Below are 22271 nucleotides of genomic sequence, written 5' to 3' on the forward strand. Positions count from 1 at the left end.
GCACGGCCGGTACCCGATCGTTACCCCGGGTGTGACCTAGCACTCACGACCGGGGAGTAGGATCGGGTCCACGATGACGTCGGGTCCCCTGCACCACCCGGGGGTCCCGACTTCTTCTGTGTCGTCGAAGACACGCTCGTCCGCCATCGCGAACAGCTACGTCGACGTGGCACGTCACTGCACAACGGATCGTCCGGCACGTACCTGCCGGTGGAGGGATGTACCAGTCATGGCTACGGTCACCTACGACCACGCAACGCGGCTCTACCCCGGGACCGAGCGCCCCGCGGTGGACCAGCTCAACCTGCACATCGAGGACGGCGAGTTCCTCGTCCTCGTCGGCCCGTCGGGCTGCGGCAAGTCGACCTCGCTCCGCATGCTCGCGGGCCTCGAGGACGTCAACGGCGGCAGCATCTACATCGGCGACCGCGACGTCACGGACGTCCAGCCGAAGGACCGCGACATCGCGATGGTGTTCCAGAACTACGCGCTGTACCCGCACATGTCCGTCGCGGACAACATGGGCTTCGCGCTGAAGATCGCCGGCACGCCGAAGGCGGAGATCCGCCAGCGCGTCGAGGAGGCCGCGAAGATCCTCGACCTCACCGAGTACCTCGACCGCAAGCCGAAGGCGCTCTCCGGTGGTCAGCGTCAGCGCGTCGCCATGGGCCGCGCCATCGTGCGCCAGCCGCAGGTGTTCCTCATGGACGAGCCGCTGTCGAACCTCGACGCCAAGCTCCGCGTCCAGACCCGTACGCAGATCGCGTCGCTCCAGCGCCGCCTCGGCGTCACGACGGTCTACGTCACGCACGACCAGACCGAGGCCCTCACGATGGGTGACCGCATCGCGGTCCTCAAGGACGGTCTGCTCCAGCAGGTCGGCACCCCGCGCGAGATGTACGACACGCCCGCCAACGTGTTCGTCGCCGGCTTCATCGGCTCGCCGGCCATGAACATCGGCACGTTCGCGGTCAACGGCGGCGTCGCCGAGGTCGGCCCCGCCCGCCTCCCGCTCGAGCGCGAGGTCGCCGCGAAGCTCACCGAGGCCGACAACGGCAAGGTGACCATCGGCTTCCGTCCCGAGGCCCTCGACGTCGTGTCGCAGGCCAACGAGAGCGCGTTCCCCGTCGAGGTGAACATCGTCGAGGAGCTCGGCTCCGACGCGTTCGTCTACGGCACGCTCAAGGGCGACCTGGCCGCGCAGGCCGAGGTCCACTCGGGCGCCGGTGACAACCAGGTCATCGTCCGCGTCGACCCGCGCAGCGTCCCCGCGAAGGGCGAGCGCATCTACGTCGCGATCCGCCCGGGCAACTCGCACGTGTTCGCGCCGTCCTCGGGCCAGCGCCTCAGCTGACACCTGTCACGCAGCACCGCCGAAGGGCGGGTCCTCCCGGTCGGGAGGGCCCGCCCTTCGTCGTTCCGACGGAGCCGCCGTCCTCTGCCCGCACCGGCAGCGCAACGTTCCGCCTCGTCCTTGACAGCGCAATCGGTGCCCACGAGACTGCTTTTGCACACGCGACAACAGAAGTCGCATGTCCGTCACCCAAATCGACAACGCTGTCAATTGGAGCCCCATGCAGATCTCGAAACCTTCGTCTCGCGCGCGGCGCCTCGGCGCGGCACTGACGGGCGGCGCGCTCGTCGCGGGCACGCTCGCCGCGGCCCCGGCCGTCGCGACCCCGCTCACCGCCAGCAGCCCCCCACCTACCACCGCAGCGGCCGGGACGTGCGCTGAGGGCGAGGGGCTCCCCGACTCCAAGATCTCCATCCAGCTCTACACGCACGTCGGAGAGATCGGGTCCGGGACGCCGTCCCCCGAGACGCTCGACCGCGTGCTCGGCGAGGTGGCGAACGCCGGGTTCACCAACGTCGAGCCGTACGACCAGCCCTACTCGATGCCGGTCGACGAGTACCAGGCGATCCTCGACAAGCACGGCCTCGACGTCTCGTCGAGCCACGGCAGCACGAACCTGAGCACGTGGCCCCAGACCGTCGCCTACGCGGTCGCGCTGGGCCAGGACTACATCGGGACCGGCGGCATGGGCGGAGGCTACGGCACCTACGAGGAAGCGCTCGCGACCGCGGCGTACGTGAACCAGCTCGGCCAGTACGCCCACGAGCACGGCGCCAACAAGATCGCGCTGCACAACCACCAGAGCGAGTTCACGACGACGTACCCCCACCCGGAGACCGGTGAGATCGTCAGCGCCTGGGAGGTCATCGAGGCGAACACCGACCCGCGCTACGTCACGTTCCAGCTCGACGTCGGCTGGGCGGCCGACGCCGGCCTCGACGTACCCGCATGGATCGAGGAGCACGGGGACCGCATCGAGCTCCTGCACATCAAGGACGCCGTGAACGTCGACGCCCCGGGCGACATGCGCCAGGTCGCGCTCGGCAGGGGCGACCTGGACCTGCCGGCGATCATCGCCGCGGCCGAGCCGTACGTGCAGTACTACACCTACGAGTGGGACTGGGCGCCGTCGTTCGAGACCTCGGCGGAGTCCTACCGCTACCTCCGCTGCTTCGAGTCCGACGGCGGGGGTGGGGACGACGAGGAGTCGCTGGCGCTGGGCCGGCCGGTGACGGCCTCCAGCATCGACGAGCCCGCTCACTCCGCCGACCTGGCGGTGGACGGCAACGCCGGCACCCGCTGGAGCAGCGCGTGGAGCGACCCGGAGTGGATCGCGGTGGACCTCGGCGCGAGCTACGACCTGGACCGCGTCGTGGTCGACTGGGAGACGGCGTACGGGTCGGGGTACGAGGTGCAGACCTCGCCGGACGGGGAGACCTGGACGACCGTGCACACCGTCACCGACGGTGACGGCGGCTTCGACGAGCTGGAGCTCTCGGGCACGGGACAGCACGTGCGCCTCTACCTCACGGAACGCGCGACGCAGTGGGGCTTCTCCCTCTACGAGCTCGAGGTCTTCGGCACGCCGAGCGGGCAGCTCGACCTCGACGTCGAGGTGCGGGCGCGGTGCCTGGCCGGCCAGGCGTACCTCGCCGTCCGCGCGGCGAACGGCGAGGCCACCCCGGTCGACGTGACCCTCTCGACGCCGTACGGCACGCGCGAGTTCGCCGACGTCGACCCCGGCGCGAACGCGTACCAGTCGTTCCCGGTCCGCTCGGCCTCGGTCGGGAGCGGCACGGTGACCGTCACGGGCACCGGGACGATCGAGGGCGAGGACGTCACCTCGACGTTCGACGTCGAGCACGAAGAGCTCTCCTGCTCCTGATCCTCTCCCCAACCTCGCGCGGGGCGGCTCCGACCTCCGGGTCGGAGCCGCCCCGCCGTATTCCACCGCGTGGCGAGCCGAGCACCGAGCCGACGCCGGAGCGCCCGACCGACCGGCGACCGTGGACAATGGAGCCCGTGACGGTGCACAACCTGCAGATCACCGCGTCGGCTCCCGACCCGGCTCTCCTCGACCTGCCCTGGGACATCCCGCTCGAGGAGTGGCCGGCGGAGACGCTCGCGGCGCTCCCCCGCGGCATCTCCCGGCACATCGTGCGGTTCGTCCGGCTCTCCGGGCGGGTCATCGCGATCAAGGAGATCGGTGAGACGGTCGCGTACCGCGAGTACGAGCTGCTGCGACAGCTCCGCCGGCTCGAGGTGCCGAGCGTCGTGCCGGTGGGCGTGATCACCGGTCGGCAGGACGCGAACGGCGAGCGCCTGGAGGCCGTGCTCGTCACGGAGCACCTGCAGTTCTCGCTGCCCTACCGCGCGCTGTTCAGCCAGGCGCTGCGGCCCGACACAGCGACGCGGCTCATCGACGCCCTCGCCGTGCTGCTCGTGCGCCTGCACCTCGTGGGGTTCTACTGGGGCGACGTCTCGCTGTCGAACACGCTGTTCCGGCGTGACGCGGAGACGTTCGCGGCGTTCCTCGTCGACGCCGAGACGGGCGACCTGCACCGTGAGCTCTCCCCCGGCCAGCGTTCGTACGACGTCGACCTCGCGCGCACGAACATCATCGGCGAGCTCATGGACCTCACCGCGGGCGAGCTGCTCGACGAGGACGTCGACGAGATCGCGATCGGTGACGCGCTCGTCGCGCGCTACGAGGAGCTGTGGGAGGCGCTGACGACGTCGGAGTCGTTCGACGCGAACGAGCGGTGGCGGGTCGCGGCGCGCATCGAGCACCTGAACAACCTCGGCTTCGACGTGGACGAGCTCGCGATCACGACCGACATCGACGGCACGACGGTCCAGATCCAGCCGAAGGTCGTCGACGCGGGGCACCACTCGCGCCGCCTGCTGCGCCTCACGGGACTGGACGTGCAGGAGAACCAGGCGCGGCGCCTGCTCAACGACCTGGACTCCTTCCGCGCGGCGGCGGAGCGGCAGAACGACGACGAGGAGTTCGTCGCGCACGACTGGCTGAGCGGGGTGTTCGAGCCGACCATCCAGGCCGTGCCGCGCAACCTGCGCCGCAAGCTGGAGCCCGCGCAGCTCTTCCACGAGATCCTCGACCACCGGTGGTTCATCTCGGAACGGGCCGGACGTGACGTGCCGATGGCGGAGGCGACGCGGTCGTACGTCGACACCGTGCTGCAGCACCGTCCCGACGAGAAGTCGATCCTCGGGCTCGCACCCGGCGAGAAGGACCCGGAGTACTACGGCTGAGCGCCTGTCAGCGCCCTACGGGTCCGGAGAGCCGTGGAGCGCTGACAGGTCTCGTGGCGCCCGGGCTCAGGCCTCGCTGCGCAGGCGCGCGACCTCGTAGAGCGAGATGCCCGTCGCGACGGCGGCGTTGAGCGACTCGGTGTCCGACCCGATCGGGATGGACGCCACGACGTCGCACGTCTCGCGGACGAGGCGGGACAGGCCCTTGCCCTCGGAGCCGGCGACGAGCACGAGGGGCTCGCCCGCGAGCTGGAGCTCGCCGATCGTGGTGTCGCCGCCGGCGTCGAGCCCGACGACGAAGCAGCCCGCCTTCTTCAGCTCCCCCAGCGCGCGCACGAGGTTGGTCGCGCGGGCGACCGGCACGCGGGCCGCGGCACCGGCCGAGACCTTCCACGCCGACGCGGTCACCCCGGCGGCGCGACGCTCGGGCACGAGGACGCCGTGCGCACCGAACGCCCCGGCGGAGCGCAGCACGGCGCCGAGGTTTCGGGGGTCGGTCACGCCGTCGAGCGCGACGATCAGGGGCGGGACGCCCGAGGCCGCGGCGGCGTCGAGCAGGTCGTCGACGTCCGCGTACTCGTAGGGCGGCACCTTGACCGCGACGCCCTGGTGCACGGCGCCGTCGGTGAGGCGGTCGAGCTCGGGCTTGCCGACCTCGAGCAGCTCGTAGCCGCGGCCGGCGACGATGTCGATGATCTCGCGCGTGCGGTCGTCGGCGTCGAGGCGGGCCGCGAGGTAGACGACCTCGACGGGGATGTCGGCGCGCAGCGCCTCCAGCACCGAGTTGCGGCCCGTGACGATCTCCTGCGCCGCACCGCGGCCCTTCGGCCCGCCGCCGCGCGAACCGGCCGTGCGGCCGGCCCCCGCGGGCGTGCGAGCGCTCGCCGCGGCCCGGCCGGGCGCGGCGGCACGGCCGGCGCCGCCGGTCTTCTCCGCCGCGGCCTTGCGCTTGTGCGCGGCGTGGTAGACGCGGTCCTCGGCCTTCGGCGTCGGGCCGCGTCCTTCGAGAGCCTTGCGGCGCTGCCCGCCGGAGCCGACGGTCGCACCCTTCTTGCTCCCTGCCTTGCGGGTCGCGCCGCGTCGTTGTGAGTTGCCAGCCATGGGTGTACCGATCGTGTCGTCGTTCAGGTCAGTTCAGGTCAGGTTCAGCGCCCGGCGCCGTCGCGCCACCGTGTCCAGTGTCCCCCAGACGCCGCGCGGACGACGCGCGATCCTGTGGGCCACGGGTCAGGCGAGGGTCCAGCGGGCGCCGTCGGCGGAGTCCTCGACCGCCACGCCCGCCGCGGCGAGCCGGTCGCGGATCGCGTCGGCGGTCGCGAAGTCGCGGGCCGCGCGCGCCTCGGCGCGGGCCGTGAGCTCCGCGCCCACGACGGCGTCGAGCACCGCCGCGTAGCGCGAGTCGCCACGGTCGGCCCACTGCGGGTCGCCGGGGTCGAGCCCGAGGACGTCGAGCATCGCGCGCACGGCCACGAGGTGGTGGCGCGCGACGGCGTCGGCGGCCGTCGTGCGGTCGGCGAGCGCCGCGTTCCCCGCGCGCAGGTGCTCGTGCACGACGGCGAGCGCCGCCGGGACGTTGAGGTCGTCGTCCATCGCCGCGGTGAACGCCGTGGGCAGCTCCGCGTCACCGACGTCCGGGACCTCGCCCACGCGCTCGGTCGCTCGCTCGACGAACCCGGCGAGCCGCTCCCACGTGGCCTCGGCCTCGGTGACGGTCGCGGGCGTCCACTCGAGCATCGAGCGGTACTGCACGGACGCGAGCGCATAGCGCAGCACGGCCGGGCTCGTCGTGGTGAGGACCTCGCGCACGAGCAGGCCGTTGCCGAGCGACTTGCTCATCTTCGTGCCGCCCTGCGTGACCCACGCGGAGTGCAGCCAGTGCTGGGCGAACCCGTAGCCGGCCGCGCGAGACTGCGCCTGCTCGTTCTCGTGGTGGGGGAAGCGCAGGTCGAGCCCGCCGCCGTGGATGTCGAAGGTGTCGCCGAGGTAGCGGCGCGCCATCGCGGAGCACTCGAGGTGCCAGCCCGGCCGCCCACGGCCGAACGGCGTCGGCCACGACGCGGTCTCCGGCTCGCCCGGCTTGGGAGCCTTCCAGAGCGCGAAGTCGCGCGGGTCGTGCTTGGCGGCAGCCTCCTGCGCGTCCGTGGGGACGTCGTCGGGGACGGGGTTGAGGTCCTCGAGGCGCTGGTTGGTGAGCGAGCCGTACTCGGACCAGGAGCGCACGTCGAACCACACGTCGCCCGGCCCGGTCGAGTAGGCGTGGCCGCGCTCGACGAGGCGCTCCATGAGGTCGACCATGTCGGGCACGTGCCCGGTCGCGCGCGGCTCGTACGTGGGCGGCAGGACGCCGAGGGCGTCGTACGCCGCGGTGAACGCGCGCTCGTACGTCGCGGCCCACGCCCACCACGGCTCGCCCGCGTCGGCGGACTTCGCGAGGATCTTGTCGTCGATGTCCGTGACGTTGCGGATGAGCGTCACGCGCGACCCGGCCCGACGCAGCCAGCGCACGAGCACGTCGAACGCGACGGCGGAGCGCATGTGGCCGACGTGCGGGGCCGCCTGGACGGTCGCGCCACACAGGTAGATGCCGACCTCGCCCGGTTCCAGGGGCACGAAGTCGCGCACGTCCCGCGTGGCGGTGTCGAACAGGCGAAGGGTCACGCCCGCAAGGGTACCGGGGACGTCAGCCGAAGTTCTTCCCCTCGCCGCGATACGTCGGCACGACGTCGACCACCTCGTCGCCGCGCACGAGGTGCACGCGGTCGAAGCGCTCCATCGCCTCGCCGGCCTTCCCGTGCCGGAACCACACGCGGTCCCCGACGTTCAGCTCGGGGGCGCGCGCCCCGTCCCGGGCCCGATCGCGGTGCAGCGGCGTCTGGACCTCCCCGGCGCCCTCGCGGCCAGACAGCGACCACCCGGGCGTCGCGACCCGGGGCAGGCGGGTGCGCGACGCGGGGCCGGACGCGACGTACCCGCCGCCGAACGCCGTCGCCCACCCGGCGGCGGGCACCCGCACGACGTCGAGCCCGAAGAACGCGGCCGGGCGCGGCCGGAACGCCCGGTAGCCGTCGAACAGGCCGGGGACGTACAGCCCCGAGCCCGCCGTGACCTCGGTGACCACCGGGTCGGCGGAGGACGTCTCGAGCGACCCCGTGCCGCCGGAGTTCACGAGCTCGAGGTCGTGCCCGACGGCGCGTCCCACCGCCTCGACGACCTCGCCCCGGCGCGTGGCGAGGTCCGCGACCGACATCCGCTTCACGGCGCGCACGGCCGGGCTCGTGTCGGGCAGGCCCGCGACCTGCGCCTCGTAGAACATGACCCCGCGCACCTGCATCCCCCGCTCCGAGGCGGTGCGCGCGGCGAGGGACGCGGCGTCGCCGGGCGCGCGCAGGGGCGAGCGGCGGGTGCCGAGATGGGCGACGAACGGGCCGACGCCGACGCGCAGCGACGCGTCCACGTCGAGGCACACCCGGACCGGCGGCTCGTCCCCCGTCCCCGTCGTCTCGAGGGCCTGGCGGACGAGGGCGAGGTGCGCCGCGTCGTCGACCATGAGGGTGATCTCACGACGGCCGGCCTCGTGCCGCGCCAGGTCGGCGAGCGCCGCGCGGTCCACCGACGGGTAGCCGACGAGCACGTCGCGCAGCCCCGACTCGACGAGCCACAGGGCCTCGCGCACCGAGTAGGCCATGACGCCCCGGAAGCCGCGGGCCGTCGACCGCGCGACGAGCGCGCGCACCCGCACGGACTTCGACGCGACCCGCACGGGCACTCCCCCGGCGCGGGCGAGGAGCTCGTCGGCGTTCGCGTCGAAGCGGTCCAGGTCGACGACGGCGAGCGGGCCGTCGAGGTCGGCCGTGGCGCGGGTGAGGCGGGCGAGCAGCGACGGCGTCGCGGCGCGCTCGTCGGTGCCCGGCACGGCGGCGTCCGTGTCCGTCTCCGTGTGCGACGTCGCATGGCTCGTCATGGGGAGAAGGTACGCCACGCACGGGGCCCCGCGCGGCCGTCGCCGGGCCGTCGGGAGCGGCTCCACCTCGTGAGAAGGTACGTCGTGTGAGCAGCGACGACGCACTCCCCTGGACCAACTGGGCCCGTACCGCCACGGCCACCCCCCGCCGTCGTGCGACGCCGCGCGACGAGGCCGAGCTCGCCGCGCTCGTCGCGCGCGCGGCACAGGACGGCCTCCACGTGCGCGCCGTGGGCGCCGGGCACTCGTTCACGCCCGCCGCCGTGACGGACGGGCTCCTGCTCGACCTCGACCGCGTGAGCCTCGTCGAGCGCATCGCGCGCGACGAGGACGCGGACGAGATCCTCGTGACCGTCGGTGCGGGCATCCGGCTGCACCGGCTCAACGCGGCCCTCGCCGCCGCGGGTCTCGCGATGCGCAACCTGGGCGACATCGACCGCCAGTCGGTCGCGGGCGCGATCTCGACGGGCACGCACGGCACTGGCGCCCGGCTCGGCGGGCTCGCGACGCAGGTGCGGGGCGTGCGCGTCGTCGGGCCCGACGGCACGGTCCGCGAGGCGTCCCCGACGCACGACCCGGGCCTGTTCGAGGCGAGCCGGCTCGGCCTCGGCGCGACGGGCGTGCTGTCGGCCGTGACGCTCGAGGTCGTCCCGGCCTTCCTCCTGCGCGCCCAGGAGGAGCCGTGGCCCCTCGACCGCGTCCTCGAGGGACTGGCGGCCCCGGACGACGACCCGGGCGGTCTCGTCGGCGGCAACGACCACTTCGAGTTCTACTGGTTCCCGCACACGCGACGCGCGCTGACGAAGCGCAACAACCGCCTCGCTCCTGACGACGAGACGGCGGAGCTCGCGCGCCTGCGGGACTCGGGCCCCGGCCCGGTCGCCCGCGCCCGCACGTGGGTCGACGAGGAGCTGCTGTCCAACGGCGCGTTCGAGCTCGTCAACCGGCTCGCGACCGCCGTCCCGCGGGTCACGCCCCGGCTCAACGCCGTCTCGGCGCGTGCGCTCGCGCCGCGCACCTACGTCGCGCCGTCGCACCAGGTGTTCGTGACGTCGCGCCGCGTCCGGTTCCGCGAGATGGAGTACGCCGTGCCGCGCGAGCGCCTCGCCGACGTCCTGGCGAGCATCGACGGCTGGCTCGACCGGTCCGGCGAGCACGTGCCGTTCCCCGTCGAGGTCCGCTTCGCCGCGGCCGACGACGTGTGGCTGTCGACGGCCCACGGCCGCGAGACCGCGTACGTCGCCGTGCACCAGTACGAGCGGCTGTCTCACGAGCGCTACTTCGACGCGGTCGAGCGCATCGTCGCGGAGGTGGACGGGCGGCCCCACTGGGGCAAGCTGCACGGTCTCGGCGCCGACCGGCTCGCCGCGCTCTACCCGCGGTTCGAGGACTTCGTGGCCGTGCGCGACGCCGCGGACCCCGAGGGCGTCTTCGCGAACCCGTACACCGACCGCGTGCTCGGGCCTGCGCCTCAGTCCGTCCCGTCCGACGTGGAGGCCACCGCCTGAGGCCCGTCGGGACGCACGGGCGTCCCGTCCGGGCGCACCATGAGAGAGAGCACGTACTCGGCGAGCGCGTGGAAGCTGCGGATGGCCGTCTCGTCGTCCTGCTCGACGAGCCAGGCGATCTCGATGCCGTCGATGTACCCGGCGACGATGCGCGACAGGAAGCCCATGTCCACCGAGTACGTCACGTCGCCGCGCTCGGCGACGTTCTCGAGGAAGCCGCGGGTCATCGCCCACGTCTGCTCGAGGTGGGTGTGAGCCACCGAGCGCAGGGCCCTGCTGCGCACGCCCGCGGTCGCGAACTCGAACGTCAGGAGACGCATGTGGCGGCGAGGGGTCAGCCCTCGCCACAGCCCGTCGGCGGCCGCGTGCGCCAGCGTCGTGACGTCGCCGTCGACGTCGAGGGCCGCGCGGACCGGCTCGGAGGCGACGAGCGCGAGGCTGTTGCCCATCGCCTGGAGGAGCTCGTCCTTGTCCTCGAAGCAGTAGTGCACGACGCCCAGCGAGACCCCCGCCTCCGCCGCGACCCCGCGGATCGTGACGGCCTCGACGCCCTCGCGGACGGCGACGGTCATCGCGGCATCCACCAGCTGCGCCCGGCGTTCCTCGACGGACATTCGGTTCATGTGCGATTCATCCCTGTGTCGTACTGCGGGAAGTCGAACACCTCGTCGCGCTCCCAGCGATCGTAGTTGCTGGCAGGGGCCCCGGCACCCGCTGCCGTGCCCAGCCTCTCATCCGCTGCGCACTGCCACGAGCGCCGTCGCGATCGCCGCGACACCCTCGCCGCGGCCCGTGAGCCCCAGACCGTCGGTCGTCGTGGCCGTGAGGGCGACCGGGGCGCCCGCCGCCGCGCTCAGCGCTGCCTCCGCCTCCGCCCGGCGCGGTCCCAGCCGGGGCCGGTTGCCGATCACCTGGACCGCGACGTTGCCGATCTCGAAACCCGCGGCTCGCACGCGGCGCGCGGCCTCCGTGAGCAGCCGGGCACCGCTCGCGCCCGCCCACTCCGGCGCGCTCGTGCCGAAGTTCGACCCCAGGTCCCCGAGCCCGCTCGCCGAGAACAGCGCGTCCGCCGCCGCGTGCGCGGCGACGTCGGCGTCCGAGTGGCCGGCGAGCCCGCGCTCCCCCGGCCAGTGCAGGCCGCCGAGCCAGAGCTCGCGGTCCTCGCCCTCGGGGGCGTACGCGTGCACGTCGACTCCCACGCCGGTGCGGGGCAGCGGGGTCCTCGGCGGCACCGTGGGGGTGGGGGCCTGCGCGCGAGGGTCCGACGGCGGCGGGTCTGCGGCGGTGGTCATCTCTCCTCCTCCAGGTCGGCGGCCAGGCTCAGGGCGGCGACGCGCAGGTCGTGCGCGGTCGTGATCTTCGCCGCGGCCACGTCCCCGGCCACGACGTGCACGGGGAGGCCGAGCGCCTCGACGAGCCCGGCGTCGTCGGTCGCGGCGGCTCCCTCGTCGTCCGCGCGGTGCGCGGCGGCAGCGTGCGCCCGCTCGAGGACGGCGCGGTCGAAGCCCTGCGGCGTCTGCACGACGCGCAGGACGGACCGGTCCACCGTCTCGACGACCGTCTCGACCGTCGCCGGGCCCTGCGCTCTCGCGACGCGCTTGATCGTGTCCGCCACCGGCAGCCCGGGCACGACGGCGGCGTGGCCCGCGCGCACGGCTGCCACCACGCGCCGGACGAGCGTCGGCGGCGCCAGCGGGCGCGCGGCGTCGTGCACGAGGACGACGTCGACGGCTCCCGTGAGGGCGTCCGACTCGACCACGGCCCGCAGTCCGGCAGCCACCGACGCCTGCCGCGTGCCGGCGCCCTCGACGACGTGCACCGCGCGGTCGACCGCCGGGTCGTCCCGGAGCAGGGCGGCGACGTGGTCGCGCAGGCCGGGCGGGGCTGTCACGACGAGCACGTCGACGACGCCGGACGCGCACAGCCGGCGCGCGGCGTGCACCACGAGGGGCTGGCCGTCGAGCTCCACGAGCGCCTTCGGCAGGTCCATGCCGAGACGCGTCCCGGAGCCCGCGGCGGTGAGGACGGCGAGTGTCGGCACGGGCACACGGTACCGGCACGACGACGGGGAGGGCACCGCCCGTTCGGACGGCGCCCTCCCCGGTGGTCGAACGCGAGGGCAGGCGAGGCCTGCGACCTCAGGAGGCGAGGACCTCGTCGAGGATCGCCTCGGCCTTGTCCTCCTCGGTGTGCTCCGCCAGCGCGAGCTCCGAGACGAGGATCTGGCGCGCCTTCGAGAGCATCCGCTTCTCGCCGGCCGACAGGCCGCGGTCCGCGTCGCGGCGGGAGAGGTCGCGGACGACCTCGGCCACCTTGATCACGTCGCCCGACGCGAGCTTCTCGAGGTTCGCCTTGTACCGGCGCGACCAGTTGGTCGGCTCCTCCGTGTAGGGTGCACGCAGCACCTCGAAGACGCGATCGAGGCCTTCCTGGCCGACGACGTCACGCACGCCGACGAGGTCGACGTTCTCGGCTGGGACTTCGATGGTCAGGTCGCCCTGAGCGACCTTGAGCTTGAGGTAGATCTTGTCCTCTCCGCGGATGGTGCGCGTCTTGATCTCCTCGATCAGTGCGGCACCGTGATGCGGGTAGACAACGGTCTCGCCTACTGTGAACGTCATCTGCAGATGTCCCCTTTCGCGGAGGTCCATCCTAACACGCGAAATGGCGGAATCCCGAGCCCCACGGGCGCCGCGCGACCCTCCCGGACGGGTGTCCGTGCAGGTCAGGCCCGTGCGCGAGGACCTCGCGATCTGCCCCGGACGTCACCCGGCGACGGCCTCGGCCCGGCGACACAGAACCTCCACCACCAGCGACGCGGGCCCCGGTGGCGTGACACCGCTCACGCAGGGCGTGCGAGCCACCCTCACCGGCCGCCGCGCGGGCGCCGACACACTAGGCTGAGCGGCGGAGAACCTTGCCACCCTCGCGCCTTGGAGAGCACGTGACCAGCACCCCGACCCCCCGAGCAGCGTCCCGAGCGGCATCCCGGACGGCCCGCCGGCCGCGGTACTGGGCCGTCCCGGTCGTGGTCGCGAGCGTCGTCGTCGCCTCTGCCTGCTCCCCCATCGAGACGGACCGTCCCTACTCCCCCTCGGACGGCCTGCGCGTCGACCTGACGGGCGAGCTCCGCGGCCTCAACCTCATGGTCGTGAGCGCCGCGGAGGGCGAGCCCGGCACGCTGATCGGTGCGTTCGCGAACGACTCCTCCGAGGACGTCGAGTTCGACGTCCTGCCCGACGGCGGCGCGGCGCTCACCGTCCCGGTCGCTGCCGGCGAGACGGTCTACCTCGGGGCCGAGGACGGCTTCGAGGCCATGTTCGGCCGCGTCGACGCCGCACCGGGCGCGGTGCTCCCGGTCACCGTGAGCGTCTCGAGCGGCGAGGAGAAGGCCCTGTCGCTGCCCGTCCTCGACGGCACGCTCGAGGAGTACGCGCACCTCGTCCCCTGACGCGGAACGACGACGGCGCCGCCCCTCACGCGGGGACGGCGCCGTCGTGCGTCACGGCCACGCCTCCACGGCGGCGACCGGACCTCAGCTCACCCGAAGCGACCGGAGATGTAGTCCTCTGTCGCCTGCTGCGTCGGCGACGAGAACATCGTCGCGGTCTCGTCCATCTCGATCAGGCGGCCGGGCTTGCCCGTTCCCGCGATGTTGAAGAACGCCGTGCGGTCGCTCACACGCGCGGCCTGCTGCATGTTGTGCGTGACGATGACGATCGTGTACTCGTCCTTGAGCTCGGCGATGAGATCCTCGATCGCGAGCGTCGAGATCGGGTCGAGCGCGGAGCAGGGCTCGTCCATGAGGAGCACCTGCGGCTTCACGGCGATGGCGCGCGCGATGCACAGGCGCTGCTGCTGGCCGCCCGAGAGGCCGGAGCCGGGCCGGTCGAGGCGGTCCTTGACCTCGTTCCAGAGGTTCGCGCCGCGCAGCGACTGCTCGACGAGCTCGTCGGCGTCCTTGCGCGAGATGCGCTTGTTGTTGAGCTTGACGCCCGCGAGCACGTTCTCCTTGATCGACATCGTGGGGAACGGGTTCGGCCGCTGGAAGACCATGCCGACCTGGCGGCGCACGGCGACGGGGTCCACGTCGTTGCCGTACAGGTCGACGCCCTCCATGGCGACCGTGCCCTCGACGCGCGCACCGGGGATGACCTCGTGCATGCGGTTGAGGGTGCGCAGGAACGTCGACTTGCCGCAGCCGGACGGACCGATGAACGCGGTCACCGACTTCGGGTCGATCGTCATGCTGACGTCCTGCACGGCGAGGAAGTCGCCGTAGAAGATGTTGAGGTCCTTGACGTCGATCCGGTTGCTCATGTCGTTCGGTCCTTCCGGGGTCCCGGCGCCCGTGCGGGCCGCGTGCCGAGGGGTCGTGGGTTCGCCGCCGCTGCGGGCGGACGTCGCGGTGCTCATCGGGCCTTCTTGGGTGAGAACCAGCGGCTGACGAGGCGCGCCGCGAGGTTGAGGAGCATCACGAGGATGATGAGGGTCAGGGCCGCGGCCCAGGCACGGTCCACCCCGGAGCCGCCCTGCGCCCACTGGCGGTAGGCGAACACCGGCAGGGTCGCCATGCGGCCGTCGAAGAGGTCCCAGTTGACCTGGTTCACGAGGCCGATCGTCAGGAGGAGCGGCGCCGTCTCTCCGATGACCCGCGCGACGGCCAGCATCACGCCGGTGACGATGCCCGCCATCGCGGTCGGCAGGACGACCTTGACGATGGTCAGCCACTTCGGGACGCCGAGCGCGAGCGACGCCTCCCGGAGCTCGTTGGGCACGAGCCGCAGCATCTCCTCGACGGAGCGGATGACGACCGGGGTCATCAGGACGGCGAGCGCGACCGCGCCCATGATGCCGGCACGGTACGCGGGCCCGAAGATCAGCGTGAAGAGCGCGAACGCGAAGAGGCCCGCGACGATGGACGGGATACCGGTCATGACGTCCACGAGGAACGTGATGCCGCGTGCCAGGGCACCGCGCCCGTACTCGACGAGGTAGATCGCGGTGAGGAGCCCCAGCGGGACGGCGATGACGGCGCACGCGAGCGTGACGAGCAGCGTGCCGACGATCGCGTGGAAGACGCCGCCGCTCGTCATCGAGCCGTAGACGCCCACCATGTCCGTGGTGAGGAACTCCCAGCTGAAGCGCTCGATGCCGTAGGAGACCACCGTCCAGACGAGCGAGACGAGGGGGATCATGGCGAGCAGGAACGCGAAGGTCACGAGCGTCGTCGCGAGGCGGTCGGCGGCGTACCGCGCGCCCTCGACCACGCGGGACGTGATCGTCAGGCCCACCGCGTAGAGCACCGCGCCGAGCCCGAAGACGCCCCCGAGCGTCGGGTCCGCGACGACGAGCAGGACGAGGAAGGCCACGACGAGCGAGCCGCCCACGAACGCGTACGGCACCCAGCGGGGCAGCCGCGTGCCGCCCGTGGTGAGCTGGAGCGCCGTCTGCTGCACGGGAGTGTCGACGGTCATCAGTTGGCTCCCGAGAAGTCCTTGCGGCGGGCGACGATCGCCCGGGCCGCGAAGTTGACGGCGAAGGTGATGACGAACAGGGCCAGGCCGGTGGCGATGAGGACGCTCACCGACAGCCCCGACGCCTCGGGGAACTGCGCCGCGATGTTGGCCGCGATCGTCTGGTGCTGACCGGGCTTGAGGAGGAAGAACGAGTAGAGCATCCCGGGCGAGATGACCATGAGGACGGCCATGGTCTCGCCGAGCGCACGGCCCAGCCCGAGCATCGCGGCGCTGATGACCCCCGAGCGCCCGAACGGGATCACGGCCTGGCGGATCATCTCCCAGCGCGTCGCGCCGAGGGCCAGCGAGGCCTCCTCGTGGAGCGTCGGGGTCTGGAGGAACACCTCGCGCGAGACCGCGGTGACGATGGGCAGCAGCATCACGGCCAGCACGACGGCCGCCGTCATGACGTTGCGCGCCGGCGCCTGGTAGCCCTCGAACAGGGGGATGAACCCGAGGGAGGAGGACACCCAGCGGAAGAACGGGTCGAGCACCGGCGCGAGCCACAGCGCGCCCCACAGGCCGAACACGACGGAGGGGACGGCGGCGAGCAGGTCGACGAGGTACCCGAGGCTCTGGGCGAGCCGGCGCGGCGCGTAGTGCGAGATGAACAGCGCGATGCCCACCGAGACGGGGACGGCCAGCAGCAGAGCCAGGACGGACGCGAGGACCGTCCCGAAGACGAGCGGGCCGATGTAGGCCAGGAGCGACCCGCCGGAGAACCACGAGATCTCCGCGAGGTCCTCGGGGCTGGCGGTCAGCGCAGGCCACGCCTCGATGACGAGGAACGCCGCGACCGCCGCGAGCGTGACGAGGATGAGGATGCCGGCGCCGTGCGCGAGGCCGGAGAAGACGCGGCCGCCGATGCCGGCCGACGTGCGTCGGGTCGCGGGCTTCGGCTCGGTGCGTTGCCGGGGTGGGCTGGTGACGCTCACTGGTGCTCCGTCGGGTGTGGGAGGAGGTGCAGGCAGACCGGCGCGGACGGGCGGGGAGCCGTGCTCCCCGCCCGCCCGCGGTGCGTCAGCCCTGGACCGTGATGCTGTCCAGCGCGGCCTGGACCTCGGCGCGCAGGTCGTCCGAGATCGGGGCGGAGCCGGCGACGTCGGGCTCGGCCGCGCGGGCCTGGCCCTCCTCGCTGGCGACGTAGGTCAGGTAGGCCTTGACGTTGTCCACGTCGGCCTGGTCGTCGTACGTGCCGCACGCGATCGAGTACGAGATGAGCACGAGCGGGTAGGCGCCCGGCTCGGTCGTGGCGCGGTCGAGCTCGACCACGAGCTGGGTCTCGGTCGCGGTCTCCGCACGCGGCGAGGCGTCGACGACGGCGGCCGCGGCCTCCGGCGAGAACGGCACGTACTCCTCGCCGACCTTGATCGCGACGGTGCCGAGGTCGCCCGCACGCGAGGCGTCGGCGTAGCCGATCGCGCCCTCGGCGCCGCTCACCGTGTCGATGAGGCCCTGCGTCTGGGCGCCGGACTGGCCACCCTCGACGGGCCAGTCGCCGCTGGCCTCGTGCGGCCACGCGCCGTTCGAGGCGGCCGCGAGGTACTCGGTGAAGTTCTCCGTGGTGCCCGACTCGTCCGAGCGGTGCACCGGGATGATCTCGATGGCCGGGAGCTCGACGCCCTCGTTCTCGGCGACGATCGCCGGGTCGTTCCACGTCGTGATCTCGCCGTTGAAGACCTTGGCGAGCGTCTCCGCCGACATCTGGACGTTGGCGGCGTCCACGTCGGGCAGGTTGTAGACGACCGCGATCGGGCTGATGTAGAGCGGGAGCTCGAGCACGTCGCCGCCGAAGCAGCGCTCCTGCGCGGCGGCCAGCTCCTCCTCGTCCAGGGGGGCGTCCGAGCCGGCGAACTTCGTCGCGCCCGCGATGAACTGCTCGCGGCCGCCGCCGGAGCCGACGGGGTCGTAGGTGACCGTCACGCCGGGGGCGATGTCACCGAAGCCGGCGACCCAGCCCTCGACGGCCTTCTCCTGCGAGCTGGCACCCGCGCCGGCGAGCTCGCCGCTCAGGCTCTCCAGGTCGCTGCTGCTCCCGGTCTCCTCGGCACCACCGGCGTCGTTCGAGTCGTCTCCGGAGCTGCACGCGGCCAGGGTGAGCGCGAGGGCACCGATGACGACGGCAGATCCAGCACGTGAGTATCGGCTGAGCTTCACTCTTCGTTCCATCCTGTTCAAAGCGTCTGGTGGCACCAGCGAGCGCCGGTGACGATCCCGACGGTAGGAGCGCCGGGTGACGCGCTACCCCAGAGCGGGTGAACGAGGGATGAACAGTGCACAGACCTTCCGTGCCGCCGGTGGACGGCCGCGACAGGCGGTGGCTCAGGCCTGGACGACGGCGCCGTCGGCGATCTTGTACCCCAGGCCGCGCACCGTGAGCAGGTAGCGCGGGGTCGCCGGCTCGGGCTCGATCTTCGACCGGATGCGCTTGACGTGGACGTCCAGCGTCTTGGTGTCGCCGACGTAGTCGGTGCCCCACACGCGGTCGATGAGCTGCCCGCGCGTCAGGACGCGGCCCGCGTTGCGCAGGAGCAGCTCGAGGAGCTCGAACTCCTTGAGGGGGAACGGCACGACCTGCCCGTCCACCGTGACGGTGTGCCGCTCGACGTCCAGGCGCACGGGCCCGACCTCGAGCGCGCTCTCCGGCGCGAGGTCGGCCCCGGTCTCCCCGCCCCGGCGCCGCAGCACGGCCCGCACGCGCGCGAGCAGCTCGCGGAACGAGTACGGCTTCGTCACGTAGTCGTCGGCACCCAGCTCGAGGCCCACGACCTTGTCGATCTCCGAGTCCTTCGCGGTGAGCATGATGACGGGGACGTCGCCACGCTGGCGCAGCTCGCGGCAGACCTCGGTCCCGCTGAGGCCGGGGAGCATGAGGTCGAGGAGCACCAGGTCCGCACCGTCGGCGTCGTACCGCTCCAGCGCCTCGGTGCCCGTCGCGGCCTCGACGACGTCGAAGCCCTCCCGTCGCAGCTGGTACGCCAACGGGTCGCGGTACGACTCCTCGTCCTCCACCACCAGGATGCGCGTCACGCGCCTACCTCCTTGTTTCCGTCCGTGCTCTGTACGCCGTGCCCGACCGGGGCACGTGCCCCGGCGGTGGCGTCATGGTCCTGGGCCGCGGCACGTGGCGCCGGCACGCCCGTCCCCGCCTCGGTCCTCGCGTGCCCGGGCTGCGGGTCCGCCGCCGGGATGCGGAGGGTGAAGGTCGAGCCGCGTCCGGGCTCCGACCACATGGTGACGTCGCCGCCGTGGTCGGCGGCGACGTGCTTGACGATGCTGAGGCCGAGGCCGGTCCCGCCCGTGTCGCGCGAGCGAGCGGGGTCGACCCGGTAGAAGCGCTCGAAGACCCGGGTCTGCTCGTCGGCCGCGATGCCGATGCCCTGGTCGACCACGGCGATCTCCACGAGCTCGCCCGCGCGCGTCACGCCGACACCGACGCGGGTGTTCTCCCCCGAGTACGCGACCGCGTTGTCCAGGAGGTTGCGCACCGCCGTGACGAGCAGGTTGTGGTCGCCGTAGACCTCCGCGTCCAGGTCGCCGCCCGTCGTGAGCGTGATGCCCTTGCCCTGCGCCGTCGTGCGGGCGCGGTCCACGGCCTCCTCCACGACCTCCCGGGTCGGCACGACGGTCACCTGCTGGAGCGCACCCGCCACCTGCAGGCGCGAGAGCTCGATGATCTCCTGCACGAGCGCCGACAGCCGCGTGGCCTCCGACTGCATGCGGGCCGCGAACCGGCGCACCGCGACGGGGTCGTCCGCGGCGTCCTGCACCGTCTCGGCGAGCAGCGCGAGCGCGCCGACCGGCGTCTTCAGCTCGTGCGACACGTTGACGACGAAGTCGCGGCGGATCGCCTCCACCCGCCGGGCCTCGGTCCGGTCCTCGGCGAGCACGAGCACGTGCTGCGGCCCGACCTGAGCGACCCGCACCTGGAGCAGCACCGTGCCGCGGCCGACCGGGCCGCGCGGGAGCTCGAGCTCCTCGTCACGGATCACACCGTCGCGGCGCACGTCGTCGATCATGTCGCGGATCGCGGCGTGCGCGATCACGTCGCCCCGCACGACCCCCAGCGCGTACGCGGGCGGGCTCGCGCGCACGACGTCGCCCTCGTCGTCGAGCACGACCGCCGCCGACCGGAGCACGGCGAGGACCCGCACCAGCCCCTCGTCGAGGTCGGCCTGCGGCTCGGCGTGCGCGGCACGCTGCTGGCGCTCGCTCACCCGGAACGCGATCGCGGCGACGACGCCGACCACCACGCCCACGACCCCGGCGAGCAGCACGGTCGCGCCCTCGATGAAACTCTCGGCTCCCACCCCTCCAGCGTACGGTCGCCCACGGCGCCTCCCGGTCGATCCGAGGCCCGCACGCGGTATGGCGGCGAAGTGTTCACCTCGCGGCGCCCTGGAGTTCACCGCACGGTCGACCGAGCCTGGAACGGTGTGGGGAGCCGACGGCGTGCCGGGCGTGCCTACCGGCGCGACCAGGTGCACGGCGTCATGGACCGGAACGACCGGTCACGACGAGAGGGATGCGATGCGGGAGATCTTCGAGGCCGAGCTGAGGCAGGTCGGCGACGACCTGGCAGAGATGAGCCGGCTGGTGGAGTCGGCGGTGAACCGTGCCGGTCAGGCGCTGCTCACGGCCGACCTCCAGCTCGCGCAGCAGGTCATCGCCGCCGACCACTCCATCGACGCCATCGAGCGCGAGCTCGACGAGCGCTGCGTCCTGCTCCTCGCGCAGCAGCAGCCCGTCGCGACGGACCTGCGCGTCGTCGTCAGCGCCCTGCGCATGAGCGCGACGCTCGAGCGGATGGGCGACCTCGCCCGCCACGTCGCGCAGGTCGCGCGCGGCCGCTACCCCGCCCACGCGATCGTCCCACCGCTGCACCGCACGTTCGAGCAGATGCACGAGGCCGCCGTCCGCGTGGCCCGCCGCACGACGACGCTCCTCACGACGCGCGACCTCACCGTCGCCGCCAACATCGAGCGCGACGACGACCTGCTCGACAAGCTGCACCAGGACACCTTCACCGCGCTGCTCGACGGCACGTGGTCCGGCACCGCCCAGGAGACCGTGGACGTCACGCTCGTCGGCCGCTACTACGAGCGGTTCGGCGACCACGGCGTCTCCATCGCGAAGCGCGTGACGTACCTCGTCACCGGCGACTTCGCCGACGACCGAGGCACCCCGGCAGGCTCGGCCCGCGCGACCGCGTGACCCCTCGGCAGAACCAGGCTCTGCCGAGGTAGAACCGTGGTCGCGCGAGGTAGAACCCCGGTCACGCGAGGTAGAACCGTGGTCACCGTGCACGACGGCGGTATGGGCCGCCCTGGGTGTCGGGGTGGGTGGGGGCGAGAGGTGAGAAGTGGCCCCGGAATCGAACGGTTCCGGGGTCACTTCTCGCGTCTCGGAATCGCGAGGGGCGACGCTGGTTCAGGCCGCCCACCGCCGTCGTCAGCGGGCCACAGGCTCAAGCCGGACGCTCCGGGCCTCCACGCGGTGAACCAGAGTTCTACCTCGCGCCACCAGGGTTCTACCTCGCGCCACCAGGGTTCTACCTCGCGGGACCACGGTTCTACTTCGGTGGACCACGGCTGTCCCGGCGTGGCTCGGCCGTCTGCCCGGGTGCCCGGGTGCCGGGACGGTGGAGCGGTGGGGTGGGCTCGGTGGTGGAGGGGCGTCAGAGCCGCGCTCCCAGGACCCACGCCCGACAGACCAGGGCGACGGCGCGGCAGCCCCGAGCGCCGAGACCACCGCGGACCCGGCCACGCGGGCCTGAGACCCGACCCGCAACGCGGACCCGACGACAGCAACGCCCGCAAGAGACACAGACGGCGGTCGCTCACCAGGAGGTGGGCGACCGCCGTCGTCGTGCGGCGTCGGGGCTCAGCGGCCCTGGTTGGCGACCGCCGCGGCGGCCTCCTTGGCGGCCTCGGGGTCGAGGTAGCGGCCGCCCTTCGTGACGGGCTTCAGGTTCTCGTCGAGCTCGTAGAGGAGCGGGATGCCGGTCGGGATGTTGAGGCCCGCGATGTCGGCGTCCGAGATGCCGTCGAGGTGCTTGACGAGGGCGCGCAGCGAGTTGCCGTGGGCCGCGACGAGCACGGTCTTGCCGGCCTTGAGGTCGGGGACGACCTCGGCCTCCCAGTACGGGAGCGCGCGCTCGAGCACGTCCTTGAGGCACTCGGTGCGCACGACGGGGGCGTCGGCGTAGCGCGGGTCGGTGTCCTGGGAGAACTCCGAGCCGAGCTCGATCTCGGGCGGCGGGACGTCGTACGAGCGGCGCCAGAGCATGAACTGCTCCTCGCCGTACTGCTCGAGCGTCTGCTTCTTGTCCTTGCCCTGCAGGGCGCCGTAGTGGCGCTCGTTGAGGCGCCAGGAGCGCTTGACCGGGATCCAGTGGCGGTCGGCGGCGTCGAGCGAGAGGTTCGCGGTCGTGATGGCGCGACGCAGGAGCGAGGTGTGCACGACGTCGGGCAGGACGCCGGACTCGGCCAGCAGCTCACCGCCGCGCTTCGCCTCCTCGGTGCCCTTCTCGGACAGGGGGACGTCCACCCAGCCGGTGAACAGGTTCTTCGCGTTCCAGTCGCTCTCGCCGTGGCGGAGCAGCACGAGGGTGTAGGTCATGGCGTCCATCCTGCCGCACGGGGCCACGGCGCAGC

The 22271-nt window shown here is 72.8% G+C and carries 20 protein-coding genes; 6 read left to right on the forward strand and 14 right to left on the reverse strand.

Annotated features, from left to right (window positions below):
* The first annotated feature begins 229 nt into the window (after nucleotides 1-229).
* The 3 genes from ACMXGY_RS16820 to ACMXGY_RS16830 all read left to right on the forward strand — a co-directional run bounded on the left by ACMXGY_RS16820 (nucleotide 230) and on the right by ACMXGY_RS16830 (nucleotide 4627).
* Nucleotides 230-1354, forward strand: coding sequence for an ABC transporter ATP-binding protein (locus tag ACMXGY_RS16820; RefSeq protein ID WP_483774127.1), 1125 nt, complete (start codon nucleotides 230-232; stop codon nucleotides 1352-1354).
* 178 nt (nucleotides 1355-1532) lie between these two features.
* A complete protein-coding gene (locus tag ACMXGY_RS16825) occupies nucleotides 1533-3239 on the forward strand; it encodes a discoidin domain-containing protein (RefSeq protein WP_483774128.1) in 1707 nt (568 codons plus the stop codon).
* A 128-nt stretch (nucleotides 3240-3367) separates the two neighbouring features.
* Nucleotides 3368-4627, forward strand: a complete 1260-nt coding sequence (locus ACMXGY_RS16830) for a DUF4032 domain-containing protein (protein ID WP_483774129.1) — start codon at nucleotides 3368-3370, stop codon at nucleotides 4625-4627.
* 66 nt (nucleotides 4628-4693) lie between these two features.
* On the opposite strand, the gene rlmB is transcribed toward ACMXGY_RS16830, so the two are convergent.
* From rlmB to ACMXGY_RS16845, 3 genes are all read right to left on the reverse strand, one after another.
* Complete coding sequence (gene rlmB / locus ACMXGY_RS16835; protein ID WP_483774130.1) at nucleotides 4694-5728, reverse strand: 23S rRNA (guanosine(2251)-2'-O)-methyltransferase RlmB; 1035 nt, start codon at nucleotides 5726-5728, stop codon at nucleotides 4694-4696.
* A 126-nt stretch (nucleotides 5729-5854) separates the two neighbouring features.
* Nucleotides 5855-7285, reverse strand: a complete 1431-nt coding sequence (cysS, locus tag ACMXGY_RS16840) for a cysteine--tRNA ligase (RefSeq protein WP_483774131.1) — start codon at nucleotides 7283-7285, stop codon at nucleotides 5855-5857.
* Between the two features lie 22 nt (nucleotides 7286-7307).
* The gene (locus ACMXGY_RS16845; protein ID WP_483774132.1) at nucleotides 7308-8588 is read right to left on the reverse strand and encodes an alanine racemase; all 1281 of its coding nucleotides are present in this window, start codon (nucleotides 8586-8588) and stop codon (nucleotides 7308-7310) included.
* Nucleotides 8589-8674: 86 nt separating this feature from the next.
* On the opposite strand from ACMXGY_RS16845, the gene ACMXGY_RS16850 reads away from it, so the two are divergent.
* Entirely contained in the window at nucleotides 8675-10096 is a 1422-nt protein-coding gene (locus ACMXGY_RS16850) for a D-arabinono-1,4-lactone oxidase (RefSeq protein ID WP_483774133.1), read from the forward strand.
* On the opposite strand, the gene ACMXGY_RS16855 is transcribed toward ACMXGY_RS16850, so the two are convergent.
* The 4 genes from ACMXGY_RS16855 to ACMXGY_RS16870 form a co-directional block, all read right to left on the reverse strand.
* Nucleotides 10060-10719, reverse strand: a complete 660-nt coding sequence (locus ACMXGY_RS16855; RefSeq protein ID WP_483774134.1) for a TetR/AcrR family transcriptional regulator — start codon at nucleotides 10717-10719, stop codon at nucleotides 10060-10062. The two genes, ACMXGY_RS16850 and ACMXGY_RS16855, sit on opposite strands and share 37 nt — an antisense overlap.
* Before the next feature lie 108 nt (nucleotides 10720-10827).
* Nucleotides 10828-11388, reverse strand: a complete 561-nt coding sequence (ispF, locus tag ACMXGY_RS16860; protein WP_483774135.1) for a 2-C-methyl-D-erythritol 2,4-cyclodiphosphate synthase — start codon at nucleotides 11386-11388, stop codon at nucleotides 10828-10830.
* On the reverse strand, nucleotides 11385-12137 hold the full coding sequence (gene ispD / locus ACMXGY_RS16865) for a 2-C-methyl-D-erythritol 4-phosphate cytidylyltransferase (RefSeq protein ID WP_483774136.1): 753 nt from the start codon (nucleotides 12135-12137) through the stop codon (nucleotides 11385-11387). Before ispD ends, ispF begins: the two co-directional genes overlap by 4 nt.
* Before the next feature lie 97 nt (nucleotides 12138-12234).
* Complete coding sequence (locus ACMXGY_RS16870; RefSeq protein ID WP_031315710.1) at nucleotides 12235-12717, reverse strand: CarD family transcriptional regulator; 483 nt, start codon at nucleotides 12715-12717, stop codon at nucleotides 12235-12237.
* Between the two features lie 323 nt (nucleotides 12718-13040).
* On the opposite strand from ACMXGY_RS16870, the gene ACMXGY_RS16875 reads away from it, so the two are divergent.
* A complete protein-coding gene (locus ACMXGY_RS16875) occupies nucleotides 13041-13547 on the forward strand; it encodes a hypothetical protein (protein WP_483774137.1) in 507 nt (168 codons plus the stop codon).
* A gap of 89 nt (nucleotides 13548-13636) precedes the next feature.
* Here the strand turns inward: ACMXGY_RS16875 and pstB are convergent, their stop codons facing one another.
* The 6 genes from pstB to ACMXGY_RS16905 all read right to left on the reverse strand — a co-directional run bounded on the left by pstB (nucleotide 13637) and on the right by ACMXGY_RS16905 (nucleotide 19925).
* Complete coding sequence (gene pstB / locus ACMXGY_RS16880; protein WP_483776884.1) at nucleotides 13637-14416, reverse strand: phosphate ABC transporter ATP-binding protein PstB; 780 nt, start codon at nucleotides 14414-14416, stop codon at nucleotides 13637-13639.
* A gap of 92 nt (nucleotides 14417-14508) precedes the next feature.
* Nucleotides 14509-15573: a phosphate ABC transporter permease PstA gene (gene pstA / locus ACMXGY_RS16885; RefSeq protein ID WP_483774138.1), complete on the reverse strand. Its 1065-nt coding sequence runs from the start codon at nucleotides 15571-15573 to the stop codon at nucleotides 14509-14511.
* A complete protein-coding gene (gene pstC / locus ACMXGY_RS16890; protein ID WP_483774139.1) occupies nucleotides 15573-16550 on the reverse strand; it encodes a phosphate ABC transporter permease subunit PstC in 978 nt (325 codons plus the stop codon). Before pstC ends, pstA begins: the two co-directional genes overlap by 1 nt.
* 85 nt (nucleotides 16551-16635) lie before the next feature.
* Complete coding sequence (gene pstS / locus ACMXGY_RS16895; RefSeq protein ID WP_483774140.1) at nucleotides 16636-17772, reverse strand: phosphate ABC transporter substrate-binding protein PstS; 1137 nt, start codon at nucleotides 17770-17772, stop codon at nucleotides 16636-16638.
* A gap of 165 nt (nucleotides 17773-17937) precedes the next feature.
* Nucleotides 17938-18645 carry a response regulator transcription factor gene (locus tag ACMXGY_RS16900; RefSeq protein WP_483774141.1) on the reverse strand — a complete coding sequence of 236 codons (708 nt, stop codon included), beginning with the start codon at nucleotides 18643-18645 and terminating at the stop codon, nucleotides 17938-17940.
* Complete coding sequence (locus tag ACMXGY_RS16905) at nucleotides 18642-19925, reverse strand: sensor histidine kinase (RefSeq protein WP_483774142.1); 1284 nt, start codon at nucleotides 19923-19925, stop codon at nucleotides 18642-18644. The genes ACMXGY_RS16900 and ACMXGY_RS16905 overlap by 4 nt, the downstream gene beginning before the upstream one ends.
* 220 nt (nucleotides 19926-20145) lie before the next feature.
* Between ACMXGY_RS16905 and phoU the strand changes: the two genes are divergently transcribed.
* Entirely contained in the window at nucleotides 20146-20829 is a 684-nt protein-coding gene (gene phoU, locus ACMXGY_RS16910; RefSeq protein ID WP_483774143.1) for a phosphate signaling complex protein PhoU, read from the forward strand.
* Nucleotides 20830-21498: 669 nt separating this feature from the next.
* On the opposite strand, the gene ACMXGY_RS16915 is transcribed toward phoU, so the two are convergent.
* Complete coding sequence (locus ACMXGY_RS16915; RefSeq protein ID WP_483774144.1) at nucleotides 21499-22236, reverse strand: phosphoglyceromutase; 738 nt, start codon at nucleotides 22234-22236, stop codon at nucleotides 21499-21501.
* Between the last annotated feature and the right edge of the window lie 35 nt (nucleotides 22237-22271).

Source organism: Cellulosimicrobium sp. G4 BAM 1002 (assembly GCF_057126935.1).